The following is a 17,582-nucleotide window of genomic DNA, read 5'->3' as shown; positions in this document are numbered from 1 at the left end:
CCACAGTACAAAAGGAATGATTAGTAATTTTAAAGCGGTTAGTTTATCCTATAAAACGGCTCCCCTGGAAGTCAGAGAGTTGCTCTCTTTAAATGAGGATTTATGTAAGAAACTGATGCTGAACCTTAAAGAGTTCACTGACGCTTCTGAAATATTAATTCTTTCTACCTGTAACAGGACTGAAATTTATTATTCTTCCAATTCAGATTTTAGCAAGGAAATTGTAAAACTGGCTTTTCTTCAGAAAGGAATAACTGACGGAGAAAAGTATTACGAATATTTTCAGATCATTGAAGATCATTCAGAAGCAGTTTTGCATCTGTTTAATGTGAGTATTGGTCTAGAATCTCAGGTTGTGGGTGATATGCAGATTACCAATCAGGTAAAACATGCCTACCAATGGGCTGCAGATATGGGAGTAGTTGGTCCGTTTTTACACAGACTGATGCATACCATTTTCTTTACTAATAAAAAAGTTGTTCAGGTTACTCCTTTCAGAGATGGTGCGGCTTCTGTAAGTTATGCCACTGTTGAGCTTGCGGAAGAACTGGCAGCAGAACTGGCAGAACCCAAAGTTCTGATCGTCGGATTAGGAGAAATGGGAGCAGATGTTTGCAGAAATTTTTCAGGAACCGGGCTTAAAAATATCACTATTACGAACCGTACATATTCTAAAGCAGAAGAACTAGCAAAGGAATGTGGTGTAAAAGTTATTCCATTTGAAAATCTTTGGGAAGCAGCAAAAGACGCTGATGTAATTATTTCTTCTGTTTTCAGAGACGAGCCACTCTTTACCAAAGAAGAAGTTGCCAAGCTGGAAGTTTTATCTTATAAGTATTTTATTGACATATCAGTACCAAGAAGTGTAGAGAGTAAGGTGGAAGAGATTCCAGGGGTATTGGTATACAACATAGATCACATCAAAAACAGAGCTAACGAAGCTTTGGATAAAAGAGTCAATGCTATTCCGATGGTAAGAGAGATTATCACTGAAAGTATTTTTGACTTTAATGACTGGGCTAAGGAAATGGTGGTTTCTCCAACCATCAATAAATTGAAGAATGCATTGGAGCAGATTCGTCAGGAAGAGATGTCAAGGTATTTGAAACAACTGAATGAGGAAGAAAGCAAAAAAGTAGACATGATTACCAAAAGTCTGATGCAAAAAATCATTAAACTACCGGTACTTCAGTTAAAAGCTGCATGTAAAAGAGGTGAAGCAGAAACTCTCATGGATGTTCTGAATGATCTCTTTAACCTGGAACAGCAGCCTGAAGAACTTAGAATAAAAGAAAAGAACTAAGGGTTTAAAATATTCGTTTAAAAAACTAAAGCAGGGCAAACTTCCCTGCTTTTTTTATAGTTTTACCCTTAGATGAATTTATTAAAGCCACTTTTATTCTTACTATGCGCTCTCATTTCTCAGGCAATGGCCCTGGCAGGTGTAGGAGATTCCTTAATTATTGTACAGAGAGAAAAACTTGAGCAAAATAAGAAAGGTCAGTTTTTGCTTCCTAAAGAAACCATCCCTCAGCTTTATAATGATTTTACACCAGTAAAAGTAGTGTGGCCGGGTGATGCGGAACAAATTGGTTTTGTAGATAAGAAGGGGAAGTTTGTTATTGCCCCTGCATTTCATGTATTGGTTGAGTCTTTTCAGAATGGTTGCGCTATAGTCGGAAATTACGAAGGAAGTAAAATCCTTAAAGGGGTGATTGATGAGAACGGAAATGTTGTAGCTCCTCTGAAGTATGATTCTATAGCCCGAATTTCAAAAGCTGTATTTTCCTGTAATATGGGTGGCTATTTTGATTTTTACAATGCTGGGGGGATTCGTTTAAATGTTGAAAAGCTTTCAGATTTTAAAATAGAAGGGAATCTTGTATCAGGAACCAATATTGAAGCTGAGCAAGGGGTTTTTGACCTTAATGGTAAGTTGCTTCTACCCTTTGAGCAAAAACAAATTAATATCAAGGATTCCGGAATCGAAGGAAAGAAATTCCGGGTGTGGGAAATTATGGAGGATGGAAAGGTGTTGTTTACAATTCGTGCAGACAGTTTACAATCTTTTCAACTTGGATTCAACAGATTTTTCAGAAATGAATATGTCGGTATTTTAAAAGGAAAGGAGGTTATTGCTCCTCCTGTATATACAGACATCCTAATTTTGGAACCAAAGCATTTTATAGTTAAACGAGAAAAACTTTTTGGACTGATAGATAGCTCAGGCAAAGTGATACTGCCTGCAATATTTGACCGTATTGAGAAAACCAAGTACGAGTCTCTGTTGAAGCTCTATTCAAAGGATGGTGAATCAGTTTTTGATAAGGATAGCAGAGAGGTTATATTCCGAAATGAAAAAGCGGTACATGTCCTTGATAGTATTTCTTTCGCTTTAAAAAATAAAAATGACAAATGGGGCGTGGTGGATTTGAACGGTAGTACTATAATTCCATTTGAATATGATTCTATAGGATACAAAAGGGGAGACTTATTTGAAGCTGGTATGAAATTCATTGATAAGCCTGAAATGGGAGTTATTGATTCAGATCAGCAATGGGTAATCTGCAAAGGGGAACTTGATTTATTTAATCTTGGACTTATTGAAACTAATGAAGAGAGAGATAGTAGTGGTACTTTAAAAAGGAAGACTATTTGTAATCTCAATCCATACAAATTTGCTTCTTATGAAAAATTTCCCAACGGTTTTATAAAAGTGAAAAACTATAAAGGTCAGATTGGGTTGATCAACAGCAAAGGGAAAGAAATCGCAGAACCAATATATGATTCCTTGGCAACTGTCTCAGATACTCTTGAACTTTTCTTTATAAGAAAGGGGAAAAATATCGGACTAATAGACGGCTCTGGGGTATTTGTGTTCAGCTTTAAAGATGATGTAACTGAAATACGATCTTTTGAAAATGGTCATGCAGCATTTAAGAAGAAAGGGTTGTATGGATTTATTGATTTAAATGGAAACATAAGAGTTGCCCCAAAGTATCCTAAATATCAAAATTTCTCAGATGGCTATGCTGCAGTTGTGTTGCTGGGAAAATGGGGCTTTGTAGATAAAAATGAAAACATAGCCGTTCAGCCTTATTATGCTCAGGTGCGCCCTATGAGGAGGGGAGTGGCCAGAGTCTCTACTGGGGCTAATAAATGGAAGTTTATTGATTCTACAGGAAAAGATATAAACGGGAACGTCTACAATGAAATAGCTGTTTGCGGCAAAGGCCGATATAAAGTCTTTAAGAATGGTAAAGTAGGATTGGCTGATGTTAATGGAAAGGAATTGATAGTTCCAAGATATGATCAGCTAAAGGATTACGAAAATGGTGTTATAGAAGTGAAGAAAGATGGTAAAGCGGGATTTATTGATGAAGGGGGAAATTTTACTATTCCACTAGAATATGAAGATGTAGCTTACGATAAAATTAATAATAGATATTTCCTGCAATCAAAGCCAGAAGAGAAGACATCTATGGAGTTTACTTCAGATAAAAAATAACAGAATATTCCTTACTAAATGCCAATAAGAATTTTTGCCATACTGATTTGTTGTCTTTCATATTCCTTTTCATTTGCACAGGAAAAGTCTTCGCTGATATATAGCGAGGGACTTGCTGCTGTGAAAAAGAAGGTTCCTGAAGGCATTCGCTTTGGCTTTGTGGATGAGGAAGGAAAGCTTGTTATAGATTATAAGTACGACACAATCTACAAACCTTTCAGACAAGGACTTGCCAATGTTGGTTTATTCGGTAAGTCGGGTTTGATTAATAAGAAGGGAAAAGAAGTAATACCATTTCAATATAAGGAAATAGGAGATATCTCAAGGAATATCATTCCGGTGAAGAATGATCAGGGCCTGTGGGGATTTTTGAAGAAGGACGGAAAGAAGATCACAGAATGTCTGTATAATAACTATAGATTTTCTCATAAAGGAAGGATCATAGTTCAGCACAAAGGCAAATGGGGGATTATCGAAGGTAACGGAAACCAAGCTGTTAACTTCAGCTATAACTACATTCAATATCTTGATGGTAAAAACTTCAGGGTGCATAGAATAAACAGCTGGCAGATTAAAGATGCCAAGAATAAAGTGGTGGCAAGTTTTGAATTTGACTCGCTGAAACCCGCATCGGGAAATACTTTCATCTACTCATTGATTGGAAGTTATGGTCTCGTTTCTATAGATGGAAGTGTACTGACAGGTCCTGCATATGAAGAAATCGGTTCTTTCAAAGGAGGAGTGGCTCCTGCACTAAAAGATAAGTGGGGAGCTGTGAATTTGAACGGGAAGGAAGTACTTCCATTTTCTTTTGATAAGATTATTGTTGAATCAGCATTTATCATTGCCGGCAAAAAGATACGGGATAGTTACAGGTTTCAGCTATATGATCATGAAGGGAAATTGCTTGGTAAGCATGATTTTGATGAAGCAGGCTTTGCTTCGGAGAATCTTTGTGCTGTAAGAAAAAAGACACTATGGGGATATGCAGACAAAACGGGAGAGTTGGTAATACCCTGTAAATACAGAGATGTGTTCGTCTCTCCTGATGGTTTGCTTGAGGTTACAACCGTCTCAAATCAAAAGATTGTACTGAATAAGAACGGTGAAACCATTGTTGAACCGGAAGATTTCTCTTTTTATAAAAAAGGTATATTTAAAGTAGATGCGGCTCAAAAGGCGAGCTGGATTGTTCCAAGAAACAGCTATGATACATTTGAGAAGATAAGCAATGATCTTTGGATTGTATCTAAAGCCGGTAAATTTGGTATTATAAATATTTCCGGAAAAGAAGTGGTTCCAGTAAAGTATGATGCAATACAACCTCCTTCTCCCAATGGATATATTCCTGTTTCTCTGAGCCGGAAATGGGGAATTATAAATATGAGTAATCGCTTTACAGTGCCGCTTACTTATAAGTATGAAAAAATTTACCCATTTAAAGATGGCTTATTTCGCGTAGTGGTAAACAAGAAATTTGGATTTATTGATGGAGAAGGAAACATGTGGATCTCGCCTCAATATGGCCAGGCAAGAGATTGTTCAGAGGGGATGGTTCCAGTTGTGATAAGAGATAAATGGGGAGTATTGGATAATAAAGAAGTTCTGAAAGCGCAACCATATTATGAATCGGTAACTGATTTTAAAAACGGTTCAGCTATTGTCAAAGAAGGTGGAAAATGGAACCTTATAAACAAGGAAGGGAAGCAGCTGCATACTGTTCATTTTGATAAGATCGTGTCCACGAAATACGAACGGTATTTGCTTTATAAAGACAATAAGCTAGGTCTGGCAGATAAAAACGGTGAAGAGGCTCTTGCTCCTAAGTATGATGAGATAGAAGAGCTTGGTGATAACAAGATAAAAGTTAAGAAAGACGGTCTTTGGGGAGTATTAGACTATAATGAAAATATTGTTTTGCCGATTGAGAATGATGCAGTGATATATGATTCTGCAACAGGCAATTTTTTTGCGGGAAAGAAGGGCAAGCTTGAAGTGATGCAAGTGAAGTAAGCTGAAAGCTTAAAGCGCAAAGCTGAAAGTAAAAGAGTCTTTCTCTTCAAATACTTTACGCTTTCTGCTTTCTGCTTTTCGCTTTATTAAAGTTCTATCCCAAACCTTGCTCCAAGTTCTTTCAAATCCTTTTCTACTGGCCTTAATAAAGGGATCCCTTTTCCCATTCTTTCTGCTTCCATCTCTCTTTCAGGGTCTCCTGGTATAAGTACTTTTTCTCCCTCTATTGCTTTTGCTGATCTGAATCTGGTGATCCAGTTATCCATATGTGATTTAAATTCTTCTTTTGGTCTCCAGGCATCTATGCGCATTGCTCCAAAGAAATGTCCTATACCTTCTCCCACAGGATCTGCAGGTGGTGCAAGGAAACTAACAAATGGAGGCACCCAAGGTCCATAATTCGCTCCTGAAAATACTGCCGAGAAAATGTCAACTATCGCACCAAGACAATAACCTTTGTGACTGCCATGTTCTCTGTCCCCTCCCAGTGGTAGTAGCGCACCACCATCTTTTAACTCATGAGGGTTAGTGCTTTGTGCTCCTTCTTTATTTTGGATCCAGCCAGATGGAGCTTCAAGATTTTTTCTCTGTAGGATCTCAAGCTTCCCATTGGCTGCAGTTGTAGTAGCAAAGTCGGCAACAAAAGCAGGTTGCTTGTCTGCAGGTATAGAAATGGCTATGGGATTGGTTCCCAATAATCTTTCTAACGAAAACGTAGGCGCTACGAGTGGACTGGCATTTGTCATGGCGATGCCTATCATGTCTTTCTCCAAGCCCATCATCGCGTGATAACCTGCAATACCAAAGTGGTTAGAGTTTTTTACTGATACCCATCCTGTTCCGGCTTTTTCTGCTTTCTCCATGGCAATTTGCATGGCTTGTGGAGCAATGACCAGACCTAATCCTCTATCTCCATCGACCACTGCGGTAGATGGAGTTTCGTGGACGATCTTAAGTTTTGGCGTTGCATTTATTCTCCCGGCTTCCCAAAGTCTCACATAACCGGATAGTCTTGCTACTCCATGAGAATCAACGCCTCTGAGGTCGGCAGATAATAGAACTTTGGCTCCCAGTTTGGCGTCAATTTCCGGGCATCCCATTTTTTTAAGAATATTTTCAGTAAAGGAAAGTAATTGATGGTAGGCGTACATAATGCTGAATTTGTCTGCTAAACTATCAAATTAATAGAAAAAATTCTATAAAAAATTTTAAAGCTCCACTAAGTTGATGCTTATGAGCGTTGTTAGAATTGCGTCTTTGGGCGCACATCTATTGCTTTTAGTAGAAACTTTTGAATAGCTTTACATTTAACTTTTAGCTTTTACCTTTTACCTAAGAAAATATCTTGTTCGAATTATTAAATACCTCAATACCAATCATGAAACGACTTTGCATTTTTATTTTACTACTTGCTCAGATTCAGGCTTTCGCAGATGATAAGAAGAATCTTAAAGCAGATATAAAACAAGTAACTGTTTTTTTGAACAAAGCCCAAGTGACTAGTTTACTTCAGACTAGTCTTGAAGAAGGTACTAATGAGCTTATTGTAGATGGATTGCCTGCTGGTATTGACAAACAGAGCATTCAGGTTTCCGGTAAAGGAAACTTTGTGATTATGTCTGTTAAGCATGACTTGAATTACATTGATCCTCAGAAGAAAAGTACAGAAATGATTGCATTGGAAGATTCAATTCGTTTTTATAGAGTTCAAGCCCGGAAAATGAAAAGTCTGAATGACGTGCTTTTGAAAGAAGAACAAATGATTTTGACAAATAAAGATATAAAAGGTGAAAAGCAGACGATTACAGCGGATCAGCTTGAGGATGTTGCTGATTTTTATAGAGAAAGACTGGAAGATGTTCGTTTTACTCTGATTGACAATGATGATAAATTAAAAGAACTTAATGAGAAAGCCACACGCTTTCAGCAACAGTTGGATGATCTTTTTAACGAAAGGAATAAAAATACCTCCAAAATTTCAATTTCTGTTTCCGCTAGGTCTGCAGGAAACGTTCAACTAGAGCTTCTGTATGTGGTAAACGATGCAGGCTGGACGCCCTTATATGATATAAGAGCTAAAGATACCAAAAGTCCTGTTCAAGTTAACTATAAAGCTCATGTGTATCAGAACACTGGCTTGGATTGGAATAATGCGAGACTCAAACTTTCTACAGCTAACCCAACTTTGGGATTAACAAAACCAGATCTGGATCCATGGTACCTTGACTTTTATATTGAACCTCCTATTGGAAGTATGAACGAATTTTTAGAACCGGAGGTCGCCAAGGATGAGGAAGTGGTTTACAAAGGAATTGATGCAGATACAGCTGACTTAGTATTGCAAGAAGTGGTAATAGTGACTAAAAGCAGAAAAAATAAATTAACATTCTCCAAACCCATCAGCGATTTTACTGAAGTAGTAGAAAATACAGTATCTGTAGAGTTTGATATCGCTCTGCCTTATACAATCCTTTCAGGAAATAATCCGCAACTGGTCGACATTCAAAGTCATGAAGTAAAAGCAGATTATGAATATTTTTCTATTCCAAAGCTTGACCAAGACGCGTTTCTGGTGGCTCATGTGACGGATTGGGAAACTCTAAATCTTCTCTCGGGAAATGCCAATATATTCTTTGAAGGTACTTTTGTGGGCGAATCTTTTATAAATGCGCAAAATACAAGTGATACGTTGTCCCTTTCTTTAGGAAGAGATAGTAAAGTGGTGGTTAAGAGAAATAAATTAAAAGAATTTACCAGGAAAAACTTTGTCGGACTGAACAAGAAAGAAGAACATGCTTTTGAAATTGAAGTTAGAAATACCAAGAAAGAAAGCATAAGTGTCCTGGTTGAAGATCAGATTCCGGTATCACAAAACAATCAGATCGAAGTAGAGCTGATAGATGGAGGAGGAGCTATTTTTGATAAGGTTAGCGGAAAGCTTCAGTGGAAGCTGAATATCGGGGCTGGAGAAACAAAGAAAGTTTTATTTAAATATTCATTGAAATATCCTAAAAATAAAATAGTTTCCGGTTTGTAAGAATTTAAAATATTGAATTCTATTACCGATATTCATTGAATAATTTATAGTTATTAATAGCAAAATAGTATGAAAAGACTTCTTATTGTGGCCTGCATTCTTATGCAGTTACAGGCATTTGCTGAGGATAAGAAAAACCTGAAAGCGGAAATAAAACAGGTTACAGTGTTCCTTAATAAAGCTCAGGTGACGAGCTCTATAAATACTCAGCTGGATCCTGGCTCTAATGAGCTCTTGATTGACGGGCTTCCTGCTGGCATTGACAAACAAAGTATTCAGGTTTCGGGGAAAGGTGATTTTGTGATCATGGCAGTAAAGCATGAACTGAATTTTGTAGATCCACAGAAGAAGAGCAAAGAAATGATCGCTCTTGAAGATTCGATTCGCTTTTATCAGAAAGAAGCGAGAAAGCTGAGAAGTTTGAATGATGTGTATGCAAAGGAAGAACAAATGATTCTTGCAAACCAAAGCCTGAAAGGAGAGCAGCATACTATTACTGCTGATCAATTAGAGGATGTTGCAGATTTCTACAGAGAGAGACTTGAAGAAATTAAAAATGAGGTTATTGATATTGATGAAAAGCTAAAAGTGATTCAGGAGAAAGCGGACAGGTTTCAAAGGCAATTCAATGATCTTTTTAATGAAAGAAATAAGAATACAAGCAAAGTTACAATTTCGGTTTCATCTAAATCAGGAGGTTATGCCCAGCTTGAACTACAGTATGTTGTAGCAGATGCAGGATGGTATCCGTTGTATGATATAAGGGTAAAAGATACCAAAGGTACTGTGCAGCTAAACTATAAGGCTCAGGTATATCAGAACACAGGTTTAGACTGGAATAAAGTCAAGGTTAAACTGTCATCTTCTAATCCTGCTCTTGGCGGAGCAAAACCGGAGTTGTACCCATGGTATCTTGATTTCTATGAACCAAAGCCGGTGGTCAGAACTCCTAGATACAAAAGCGAAGACGAGACCGATAAAAAGAAAGAAGTCAAATCAATGTCATGGGATGGTTATGCTGCAGGTTCTGCTGCTCCAGCCCCCGCAATGTCTGTAAGTGATTACACCACTGTTGTAGAAAATGCCACATCCATGGAATTTGATATCGCTTTGCCATATACAATCCCTACTGGAAATACTCCACAACTTGTAGACATTCAAAGTCATGAAGTAAAAGCTAGTTATCAATATACTGCTGTGCCTAAGATAGATCAGGATGCGTTTCTGGTGGGCCATATAACCGATTGGGATGAACTGAATTTATTGTCAGGCAATGCAAATATCTTCTTTGAAGGAACCTTTGTCGGTGAGTCTTTCATTGATGTTAACAACACTAATGATACTCTTGCTCTTTCATTGGGAAGAGATAAGAAAGTGGTTGTAAAGAGAAATAAGATAAAAGACTTCACAAAGAAGAACTTTATAGGAGCTAATAAAAAAGAAGAATATGCTTTTGAAATTGAAGTGAGAAATACAAAGAAGGAGAGTATAGATATACTTGTAGAAGATCAGATTCCTGTTTCTCAAAACAGTCAGATCGAAGTAGAAGCAATAGATACAGGTGGAGCTGCTTATAATAAAGACAATGGTAAGCTTCAATGGAAGTTAAGCCTGGGAGCGGGAGAGACAAAGAAGGTATTGTTCAAATATTCAGTGAAGTATCCTAAGAATAAGACAGTAGGCGGGCTATAGATTTATCTAAACAAAAGGAGGTCAGAATATTTCTGACCTCCTTTTGTTTATTGCTGTTATTGGTTACTTACAACTTTCCGCATAAAACTTCGCAACACTTATCTGCGAATTTATTGATTGCATATTTTTGAATTCGCCAGCTTCAATTTTACTTTTTACTGCAGGACAATCATTGTAGAATTTAATGGTATTATCGGCAACTTTGTTAGGCAGCAAATGCCCCATCACCTCAATCTTCTGATCACTCTTTTTCATTAGACATATGCTAGCACCTTCTTTCATTTTAAAAGGCATATAATTGTTGTTATCAAGGATGGGAGTGGCATAATGTTTATATACTTTCACTTTATCATTTTCATGCATTATTCTGAATAGTTGATAACGCTCAGAACCTAACGATGGATTTCTGTATTTTATAGATTCAAAAGTTACTTTATTTAGAACCAGTTTACTTGTATTGTCAGCGGTGATATTCATTTTCCTTTGTCCGTCCGGAGTGTCCATCACAAATAATGCTTTATGGTGTTCAGAAATAAAGCTCTCCTCACTTTCCAGGTTATATATCCAAAGTTCGCCATCAATTCTGTTGTTATCAAAGTCGATTAGGTAACCAGGTAATGCGACATAACCCATTGGCGGTTTTTCTCTTGGTATTATTGGCTTCGGGCGGGTAATTTGCATAATGTTTCCTGCCGGGCGAAACTTTAATGTTGAATTCATTCCGGGCCTTTCAAGGTGTCTGGTAACTGTATTGTTGGCTGCAAAACATTTTTTCAAATAAGTCACATTAGAAAGGATTCTTTTACCATCTCCAGCATCATAGTCATTTGCAATGATCTCGTTACAGGTTTTTTCGCAGTCGTCAAGCTGCTCTAGGTAGAATTGAGAAAGCGCAAGATTTATGAGGTATGCATATTTGATCTTTCTCATCTTTTTGTCAGTAGCATCTATTTTAGAAGCATTGTCTTGCCAATATTTTAAAGATGGAGCAAGTACCGTTCTGGTCGCTTCAAGCGACTGGGTGTGTGTGATAGCTTTTAATGCTGCTACTGTCTTATTGAGTTCTTCATTAAACTGTGCGAATTCAGGATTCTTCTTAAGGTCAACTCTCCACATAATATCGTTCACGCTAGTTGGCTGAAAGCAATGACTAGCACGCAGATTGACAAATGTATTGTTAAAGAGCCCTTTGTAAGTCGTTACGAAATAATCATATCTCTTTGCAGGAAGTGTTTTCTGAATATAGTTAATTGCTTCCTGCTTGTTCGGAAAAGTCTGGGATTTAAGAATTACAGGCTGATTAACTGTTGCAAATCCAATATTTTCAATCTCCCTTCCATTTGTGTTGTCTGTTACTTTCACGAATGTCGGAGCTATCATATTCGATAAGACATAATAACCCGGCATTTGAATTAATTTACCCTGTGCATCCTTTGACTCATAAGTTGTATTTTCTATGGATTCAGAAATTGTTTCATATTTATCGATGATTACATCAAGTATGATGTCGGCAGAGCGTGAATCTTTTACATACTCAAATCCCTGAAGATATACGGCATTCTCAATATCTACATCTTTTAATTGCAGCTTCCCGAGGTATTCGGGATCAGAGTAAAGATTCACTGAATAGGTTTTCAGCTCGTTAAGCACTCCGGATTTCGGTAAATCCATGTATTTAATGTTGATGTATTCCTTATCAAGGTCAATTTTCTGAGCTATTGAAATGACTGATATAAAAAGAAAGTAAAGTAAAATTGTTTTTTTCATTGGTTTTAAAAAAAATAATTGTAGGGTTTTATACGTAAAAAAAAATTAAACTTTTTGAGTATCTGAAATTAGATAAGAAAAATCTTAAAAAGAAAATATTTTTTTTCAAAAGTATATTTTCATCACGCTATGCAGTCTTATGAAGACTGTTTTTCATGCAAGGTAATCGCTTTATGCCTAAGAAAGGGATATTGTTTTGTAGGAAATCCACAACCTATGCTGATGAGATAAGGAAAAGATAAGAGCTAAAAAGTTAAATATTGAAAGCAAAAAGTTTTAGATTTCAAAAGTTAGGCTTTTCTCTTTAAAGAGGGCAAAGCAACAGGCAATGATTAAGCATCGCCTTTTTTTTATTTTCTCAGCTTATCGATTCATAATTAATTGCCTTAGATAGCACACCTTCTTTTAAAGCATATGCAGATACTCGGATTTTTTCAAGCTGATATTTCTCAACTATATAGTTAATGAGTATACAGGCTACAACAATCATGTCGACCCGCATTTCTATCATGCCGGGGATAACCATGCGCTCAGCTCTGTTTTTCTTCAGAACCTCCTGAAATGTCTGTCTGAAGCTATCGAGAGGCAAATCGTATTCCTTTTGCTTATCGTTCAATGAAATCCCCTTTCTAAGAGAGTCTATATCAGCAAGTGTATCAAAGGTTCCGGAAGAACCGACCAGCAGGTCTGGTTGAAAATTTTGGACTGCAGCAGTTAGGGCTGGTAATTTTTCTTCAAGATAATTTACAACCTGACTTACCTGATCTTTTTGAATAGGATCGGAAGGTATGAAGAGGTCTAGCATTCTTTGAGCTCCTATTTCAAAGCTCTCCTTCCAGAAAATTTTATCAGAATTGCAAATGATAAATTCCACGCTGCCCCCTCCGATATCCATGATAAGGCTTTTCTCAATCCCAAGGTTTAGTGCATTTTTAACTCCATGATAAATAAGCTCAGCTTCACGTTCTCCAGAGATGACATGGACAGAAATATCAAATCTGTTTTTTATTTCTCGGATAAAATCTTCACCATTTTTAGCGCTTCTTATTGCACTGGTTCCGGTGGCAAATATTTCATTTACCCCAAACTCGTCCATTTTTTCTCTGAATTCGGAAAGCGTAGCAAACGCCCTGTCAAAGGCTTCCGGACTGATTACTCCTTTTGTTATCCCTCCCTGCCCGATTTTTACAGAAGTTTTTTTCTTAAACAGAACTTTATATCCATCTGATTCCGTCTCTATAATCAGCAGATGAAATGTATTCGTTCCCAAGTCGATAACCGCAATTTTTCTAGTTGCCATATATAAAAATATCTTGACAAGATAAGGAATTACCCGTGTTTTTGGGGATGGAAAATGAAATTTACCAATATAAGTAAGCCTGGATTTTTAAAAATGTTTATGCAATGATTTTACTATTTTGAATATCAGGATGTTTGTTGAAATTTGATTGCTTTCTCACAAAGAAAGAAGAAATTTGATATTTTCATGGATTCAGAATTTATTTTGAATTCTAAGTTTATCTTTAGAGCTAAAATGAAAACAACCAAAGAAAAATTTGAACTTCTTGAGAAGAAAAATCAGGATGCAATAAAGGGTGGGGGCAAAGAGCGTAATGATGCTCAACATTCCAAAGGAAAACTTACTGCCAGAGAAAGAATTGGATTGCTACTGGATGAAGGAAGTTTCGAGGAAACCGGAAAGTTTGTTACGCACAGAAGCAGGGAGTTTGGTCTGGAAAATGAGCAATACCTTGGGGATGGTGTTGTCACCGGATTTGGAAAAGTGAATGGGAGACTGGTGTATGTATTCAGCCAGGACTTTACGGTATTTGGCGGTTCATTGTCTGAGACACATGCCGAAAAGATTTGTAAGGTAATGGATCTGGCCATGAAAAACGGTGCTCCGTTAATCGGCCTTAATGATTCAGGTGGTGCCAGAATTCAGGAGGGAGTTGTTTCATTAGCAGGATATGCAGATATCTTTTATAAAAACACTCTTGCATCAGGCTTGGTACCACAAATTTCTGCAATTATGGGGCCATGTGCAGGAGGTGCTGTATACTCTCCCGCAATTACAGATTTTATTATGATGGTGGAGAACACTTCATACATGTTTGTTACTGGTCCAAATGTAGTAAAAACAGTAACACATGAAAATGTAACTGCCGAAGAGCTTGGAGGGGCATCTGCTCATAGTGTGAAGAGTGGAGTTACACATTTTGCTTGCGCCAATGAAATAGAATGCATTGATTATATTAAAACATTACTGAGTTACATTCCGCAGAATTGTGACGAAGATGCCCCTTCATATGCTTACGCTTCGGGAAATGAATTTCGTCCTTCATTAAATTCAATTATCCCTGATAATCCGAATCAACCTTATGATATGAGAGACGTGATCAATCATATAGTGGATGAGGAATCGTTCTTTGAAGTACATAAGAATTTTGCTGAAAACATTGTCGTAGGTTTTGCCAGACTGGCAGGCAGAAGTATTGGTATTGTGGGAAATCAACCTGCAGTATTAGCAGGTGTACTAGATATTAATTCAAGTACAAAAGCTGCAAGGTTTGTGCGTTTCTGCGATTGTTTTAATATTCCTTTACTTGTGTTGGAAGATGTTCCTGGCTTTCTTCCTGGAACTCAACAAGAGTGGAATGCAATTATTACTAATGGAGCTAAACTTCTTTATGCATTTTCAGAAGCAACCGTTCCAAGGATTACAGTAATTACAAGGAAAGCATATGGAGGAGCTTATGATGTGATGAATTCCAAACACATTGGTGCTGATTTGAATTATGCCTGGCCTACTGCTGAGATAGCGGTAATGGGGGCAAAAGGAGCTGCTGAAATTATTTTTAAAAGAGAAATAGCCTCGGCTCCGAATCCCGAAGCAAAGTTGCAGGAAAAAATAGATGAATATACCGATAAGTTTGCCAACCCTTACCTGGCCGCAAGCAGGGGCTATATCGATGAAGTTATCATGCCTGAGGAAACAAGGAAAAAATTGATTTCAGCTTTCGAAATGCTCAAAAATAAGTCAGTAGCAAGGCCAAAGAAAAAACATGGAAATATCCCTTTGTAAATTTTAAATTCAAAATTCAAAATAATTATTAGTTGAAAAGTCTTGTTAATCAATATAGGCAGTTACTTTAATATAAATTCTAATGAATTGATTAACAACAATATTTTTCAAATGATTAATCTAGGTTAAACCTTTAAAAGACATAAGAGTAACTATAAGACATATAAATTATGAATCAAGAGAGCAGGACATTTTTAGAGAAGTATCTTAACAATGCTTCTCCCACAGGTTTCGAATGGACGGGGCAGCAACTTTGGCTGGATTATATCAAGCCATTCATTCATGAATACTTTACAGATACTTATGGAACTGTTGTTGGGGTTATAAATCCTGGAGCTCCTTATAAAGTGGTAATAGAGGCACACGCAGATGAGATCTCCTGGTTTGTAAATTATATCACAAAAGATGGATACATCTATCTGAGAAAAAACGGAGGCTCCGATCATGCAATCGCACCTTCAAAGAGAGTTAATATTCACACCTCCAAAGGAGTAGTGAAGGGCGTTTTCGGATGGCCTGCCATTCATGTGAGAGATAATGAAAACGACAAACCGCCTACAATGAAAAACCTTTTCCTTGATCTTGGCTGTGAGTCTAAGGAAGAAGTAGAAGCATTAGGAGTGCATGTAGGTTGCGTGGCAACTTTTGAAGATGACTTCACTGAATTGAATAATAAATTTTATGCTGGAAGAGCACTTGATAACAGAATCGGAGGCTTCATGATCGCAGAAGTTGCAAGAAGAATTAAGGAAAATGGTAATCAGCTTCCTTATTCTCTTTATGTTGTAAATGCGGTTCAGGAAGAAATAGGATTGCGTGGTGCTGAGATGATTGCTCACAGAATAAAACCTGATGTTGCTATTGTTACAGATGTTTGTCATGATACGCAGTCGCCTGCATACAATAAAATTCAGAACGGAGATTTATCATGCGGAAAAGGTCCTGTGCTTACTTATGGTCCTGCTGTTCAGAACAATCTTCTTTCAATGATTATCAAAACTGCAGAAGAGAAAGGCATTCCTTTTCAGCGTGCTTCTGCTTATAGAGCAACAGGTACGGATACAGATGCATTTGCTTATTCCAACAGTGGTGTTTGTTCTGCATTGATATCATTGCCATTGAAGTATATGCATACTACTGTTGAAATGGTTTCTAAGCAGGACGTCGAAAATGTAATAAATCTAATGTATGAATTTCTGCTTCAGCTGCCTGCTGGTCATGACTTCAGATATATAAAATAAATTTATAAATATTAAAGGAGAGACTGTATGGATAACTACTATATGAAACCTCTGACACTGATGTTGCTGTTAATGATTGCCCCACTTGTAGCGGGCCTTTATGGTGCTATGCACGATCAGATTTCTTATACAGTCTCTCCTGAATTTTTTCTGAAGTTCAGATTCCCTCAAGTTTTTGGTGCAGATATGTCTAACTGGACAAAGCCAGGAAATGAGCGTATCGGAGCTGCTATTATCGGCTTTCAGAACTCCTGGAAAGTTGGAGTTCTATTAGGAATAATACTGGCATTGGCTGGTTTTATGCACAAAGATCAGAAAGATATGTTCAAGCATACACTTCAGGCTTATTTTGTAACAATGATCATTGCTTTTTTTTCTGGACTAACAGGATTGTTAACGGGAATAAATTCAACGCACCATATTTCTTCATTTCCTGAAGGTATTTCGGATCCTGTATCTTTTAAAGCTGTTGAAACCATGCACAACTTCAGCTATATGGGAGGAATTGCCGGAATGCTGATAGGAGTGCTTTGGCATTTGTATAAGAAGAGGAAGAAGGAAAATCCTATGATGTGATTGTTATGGTTGAATTTCCAAAACCTAATCACTTTTTCTAAAACGATGGAATTTCTCTACTCCCTGGGCTCGTGTATGAAGGGTAAAAAAATCAATATGGCAATCTATCAATTTTATTTAGTGGTGATTCCGAGAGTTGGTCTACTCATGAAATGTGGAAGAATTCCGGAAAGGATTATTATCAATACAAATTCTGGTTACTTTGAATCAATGACTAAAGAATATTGGAACTTAGCTGATGTTGATTCAAATAAAATTGTTTTAGAGATAGATCAATTAATATCAAGAGCACAATATGGCAATAATGAAATAGTGCATAGCTGGAAATACTATGCAGAGAGCTTGGATATTGATGCTTTTATGTGTCTTAATCAAGAAACAAGTAAAATTGAAGAATTATCATTTAGGACAGATTTGCGAGAAGAGAATTTATACTTCTTGTTAAATATGCTAGACCTTGGGAAAAAGTATGATTGGTTATTTATGGATAGGAATGGAATATTAGCGAATCCCAATATTGAAGAAATTATTGAACTAATAAAAAAATCTAATAACTATCGCTTTTTGAAGGATCCATATAAATATATAAAGGGGTTGAATGCGGGCAATAATGAAAAAGAATAAAATGCCTAATGTTAACATCAGATTGCAGCTAGAGTCGAA

Annotated in this window: 12 protein-coding genes; 9 read left to right on the top strand and 3 right to left on the bottom strand. The window is 37.0% G+C overall.

Annotated elements, in window-relative coordinates; genetic code table 11:
* The first annotated feature begins 16 nt into the window (after nt 1-16).
* The 3 genes from hemA (at nt 17) to J7604_RS18835 (ending at nt 5,521) form a co-directional block, all read left to right on the top strand.
* Nucleotides 17-1,303, top strand: coding sequence for a glutamyl-tRNA reductase (hemA, locus tag J7604_RS18845; RefSeq protein WP_293899077.1), 1,287 nt, complete (start codon nt 17-19; stop codon nt 1,301-1,303).
* Nucleotides 1,304-1,375: 72 nt separating this feature from the next.
* Nucleotides 1,376-3,508 carry a WG repeat-containing protein gene (locus J7604_RS18840; protein WP_293899074.1) on the top strand — a complete coding sequence of 711 codons (2,133 nt, stop codon included), beginning with the start codon at nt 1,376-1,378 and terminating at the stop codon, nt 3,506-3,508.
* An 18-nt stretch (nt 3,509-3,526) separates the two neighbouring features.
* Entirely contained in the window at nt 3,527-5,521 is a 1,995-nt protein-coding gene (locus J7604_RS18835; protein ID WP_293899071.1) for a WG repeat-containing protein, read from the top strand.
* A gap of 86 nt (nt 5,522-5,607) precedes the next feature.
* On the opposite strand, the gene J7604_RS18830 is transcribed toward J7604_RS18835, so the two are convergent.
* On the bottom strand, nt 5,608-6,672 hold the full coding sequence (locus J7604_RS18830) for an Ldh family oxidoreductase (protein WP_293899068.1): 1,065 nt from the start codon (nt 6,670-6,672) through the stop codon (nt 5,608-5,610).
* Between the two features lie 227 nt (nt 6,673-6,899).
* Between J7604_RS18830 and J7604_RS18825 the strand changes: the two genes are divergently transcribed.
* A complete protein-coding gene (locus J7604_RS18825; RefSeq protein ID WP_293899065.1) occupies nt 6,900-8,558 on the top strand; it encodes a DUF4139 domain-containing protein in 1,659 nt (552 codons plus the stop codon).
* A 69-nt stretch (nt 8,559-8,627) separates the two neighbouring features.
* Nucleotides 8,628-10,250: a DUF4139 domain-containing protein gene (locus J7604_RS18820; protein ID WP_293899062.1), complete on the top strand. Its 1,623-nt coding sequence runs from the start codon at nt 8,628-8,630 to the stop codon at nt 10,248-10,250.
* Nucleotides 10,251-10,313: 63 nt separating this feature from the next.
* On the opposite strand, the gene J7604_RS18815 is transcribed toward J7604_RS18820, so the two are convergent.
* Together J7604_RS18815 and J7604_RS18810 are read right to left on the bottom strand one after the other, a co-directional pair.
* On the bottom strand, nt 10,314-12,017 hold the full coding sequence (locus J7604_RS18815) for a hypothetical protein (RefSeq protein WP_293899059.1): 1,704 nt from the start codon (nt 12,015-12,017) through the stop codon (nt 10,314-10,316).
* Nucleotides 12,018-12,375: 358 nt separating this feature from the next.
* Nucleotides 12,376-13,317, bottom strand: a complete 942-nt coding sequence (locus tag J7604_RS18810) for a phosphatase (protein WP_293899056.1) — start codon at nt 13,315-13,317, stop codon at nt 12,376-12,378.
* Between the two features lie 234 nt (nt 13,318-13,551).
* Between J7604_RS18810 and J7604_RS18805 the strand changes: the two genes are divergently transcribed.
* The 4 genes from J7604_RS18805 (at nt 13,552) to J7604_RS18790 (ending at nt 17,543) form a co-directional block, all read left to right on the top strand.
* On the top strand, nt 13,552-15,102 hold the full coding sequence (locus J7604_RS18805) for an acyl-CoA carboxylase subunit beta (RefSeq protein ID WP_293899053.1): 1,551 nt from the start codon (nt 13,552-13,554) through the stop codon (nt 15,100-15,102).
* 170 nt (nt 15,103-15,272) lie between these two features.
* Nucleotides 15,273-16,343 (top strand): M42 family metallopeptidase, encoded by a 1,071-nt coding sequence (locus tag J7604_RS18800; RefSeq protein ID WP_293899050.1) that lies wholly within the window; start codon nt 15,273-15,275, stop codon nt 16,341-16,343.
* 27 nt (nt 16,344-16,370) lie between these two features.
* Nucleotides 16,371-16,919, top strand: coding sequence for a hypothetical protein (locus J7604_RS18795; protein ID WP_293899047.1), 549 nt, complete (start codon nt 16,371-16,373; stop codon nt 16,917-16,919).
* 45 nt (nt 16,920-16,964) lie between these two features.
* Nucleotides 16,965-17,543 carry a hypothetical protein gene (locus J7604_RS18790; RefSeq protein WP_293899044.1) on the top strand — a complete coding sequence of 193 codons (579 nt, stop codon included), beginning with the start codon at nt 16,965-16,967 and terminating at the stop codon, nt 17,541-17,543.
* The last annotated feature ends 39 nt before the right edge of the window (nt 17,544-17,582 follow it).

It is taken from the genome of Sporocytophaga sp. (genome assembly GCF_017745095.1).
GTDB lineage: Bacteria > Bacteroidota > Bacteroidia > Cytophagales > Cytophagaceae > Sporocytophaga.
This window is presented reverse-complemented; position numbering and strand designations above follow the sequence as displayed.

Coding starts and splice junctions, on each gene's coding strand:
- hemA (WP_293899077.1), top strand. CDS start 17: ATGATTAGTAATTTTAAAGCGGTTAGTTTATCCTATAAAACGGCTCCC.
- J7604_RS18840 (WP_293899074.1), top strand. CDS start 1,376: ATGAATTTATTAAAGCCACTTTTATTCTTACTATGCGCTCTCATTTCT.
- J7604_RS18835 (WP_293899071.1), top strand. CDS start 3,527: ATGCCAATAAGAATTTTTGCCATACTGATTTGTTGTCTTTCATATTCC.
- J7604_RS18830 (WP_293899068.1), bottom strand. CDS start 6,672: ATGTACGCCTACCATCAATTACTTTCCTTTACTGAAAATATTCTTAAA.
- J7604_RS18825 (WP_293899065.1), top strand. CDS start 6,900: ATGAAACGACTTTGCATTTTTATTTTACTACTTGCTCAGATTCAGGCT.
- J7604_RS18820 (WP_293899062.1), top strand. CDS start 8,628: ATGAAAAGACTTCTTATTGTGGCCTGCATTCTTATGCAGTTACAGGCA.
- J7604_RS18815 (WP_293899059.1), bottom strand. CDS start 12,017: ATGAAAAAAACAATTTTACTTTACTTTCTTTTTATATCAGTCATTTCA.
- J7604_RS18810 (WP_293899056.1), bottom strand. CDS start 13,317: ATGGCAACTAGAAAAATTGCGGTTATCGACTTGGGAACGAATACATTT.
- J7604_RS18805 (WP_293899053.1), top strand. CDS start 13,552: ATGAAAACAACCAAAGAAAAATTTGAACTTCTTGAGAAGAAAAATCAG.
- J7604_RS18800 (WP_293899050.1), top strand. CDS start 15,273: ATGAATCAAGAGAGCAGGACATTTTTAGAGAAGTATCTTAACAATGCT.
- J7604_RS18795 (WP_293899047.1), top strand. CDS start 16,371: ATGGATAACTACTATATGAAACCTCTGACACTGATGTTGCTGTTAATG.
- J7604_RS18790 (WP_293899044.1), top strand. CDS start 16,965: ATGGAATTTCTCTACTCCCTGGGCTCGTGTATGAAGGGTAAAAAAATC.